Source organism: Bradyrhizobium sp. P5_C11_2 (assembly GCF_054049755.1).
On sequence record NZ_JBFULT010000943.1, the window covers coordinates 1 to 1,637 of the forward strand.

A 1,637-nucleotide genomic window follows, 5' to 3' on the forward strand; every position below is an offset into this window, starting at 1 on the left:
GGCTTGGCCCGGCGAGACGCCCTCCTCGCCGGCGACGAGCTCGACTTCGTAATGGYCGCCTCCGCCGCGCAGCCACGCCGGCTGCGGGCTGCGGGTCGAGCGCACGCGCACGAACATTTCGAGGCCAGAGCCGATGGCGCGATCGATGTCGCCATCGCCGATCCAGTTGACGTCGCGCAGCACGATGCGGTGCATCTTCAGCGCATCGCGCGGGCCGACCACGACGCGGCGGTCGGCTGCGTCCAGCCGCACCACGAACAGCGGCGCGTGAGCGGCAATGCCGAGGCCGCGGCGCTGGCCGACGGTGAAATTGGCGATGCCGTTGTGCCGGCCGAGCACGCGGCCGTCGAGATCGACGATGTCGCCGGGGTCCATCGCGTTCGGCCGCAGCCGGGTGATGATGTCGGTGTAGCGCCCCGTCGGCACGAAGCAGATGTCCTGGCTGTCGTGCTTGTCGGCGACCGCGAGGCCGAAGCGGCGCGCGAGCTCGCGGGTCTCGGGCTTGGTCATGTCGCCGAGGGGAAAGCGCAAATAGTCGAGCTGCTCCTGCGTGGTCGCGAACAGGAAATAGCTCTGGTCGCGATCGGCGTCCGCAGCGCACACCAGCGCGCGCGAGCCGTCGTCGCGACGGCGCGAGGCGACGTAATGTCCGGTGGCGAGCGCGGTGGCGCCAAGCTCGCGCGCGGTCTTCAGGAGATCGCGGAACTTGACCGAGCGGTTGCACTCGATGCACGGCACCGGCGTCTCGCCGAGCGCGTAGCTGTCGGCGAAATTGTCGATGACGGACTCGCGGAAGCGGTCCTCGTAGTCGAGCACGTAATGGGGAATGCCGAGCTTGGCGGCGACGTCGCGGGCGTCGTGGATGTCCTGGCCGGCGCAGCAGGCGCCCTTGCGATGGGTCGCGGCGCCATGGTCGTAGAGCTGCAGCGTGATGCCGACGACGTCATAGCCTTCCGCCTTCAACAGCGCAGCCGTCGTCGAGGAATCGACGCCGCCCGACATGGCGACAACGACCCTGGTGTCCTGCGGACGGCCTTCGAGATCCAGACTGTTGAGCATGGGTTTTGCGAGTTTGACGGCGGCGTTCGGCGATCCGCGATGTAATGCCTCTGATCGGGACATCGGCGGTCCCGGGGAACTCTGGTTCCTCGGGGGCTTGCCCGGTCGAAAGCGGCTGAGAGCGATCCTTTAATATAGGCGCCATTCCGGTGAAGCAATCGCGCGGGCCAAAAGCTTAGGGCAATTCTTGCCGGGGAGGCAGAAATGGCGGGGTCGCGGAGGGCCTCGCGGCGCCAGGCCAGATTCGACAAATAATTGATTTTACTTGCCAAAATTCCTTTTGGCGGGGCTGGCCCGCTCCTTGCTACCCCTTGTCCGAAGATGTTTCCAAGGGGTTTTCCGTGGTCGGTCGGACGTCAGACATAGCAGCCAGCGTGCAAGTCCAGAGCGCGCAGCCAAAGCCTGCCCGGTCGCAGAGCTCCAAAGACACGTCCCCCAACGACTCCTTCGGCTCGCTGGTCGACAGCAACACCCAGGCGATCAGCAACAGCGCGGCCGCGCAGGCGCAGGACACGGCGCCGCGGCGGACCGACTCCGCCCCGGACAAGGGCCCGCGCGACACCTCCTCGACCGACGCC

The 1,637-nt window shown here is 67.2% G+C and carries 1 protein-coding gene and 1 pseudogene; one reads left to right on the forward strand and one right to left on the reverse strand.

Annotation, left to right across the window (positions count from 1 at the left end; genetic code table 11):
- Window positions 1-1,059, reverse strand: a 1,059-nt coding sequence (gene mnmA / locus ACXJL8_RS40545; RefSeq protein ID WP_456686975.1) for a tRNA 2-thiouridine(34) synthase MnmA, incomplete at its 3' end; no start/stop codon positions are given.
- Between the two features lie 341 nt (window positions 1,060-1,400).
- Between mnmA and ACXJL8_RS40550 the strand changes: the two are divergent.
- Window positions 1,401-1,637 (forward strand): annotated as a pseudogene (locus ACXJL8_RS40550) (flagellar hook-length control protein FliK); the annotation flags it as partial.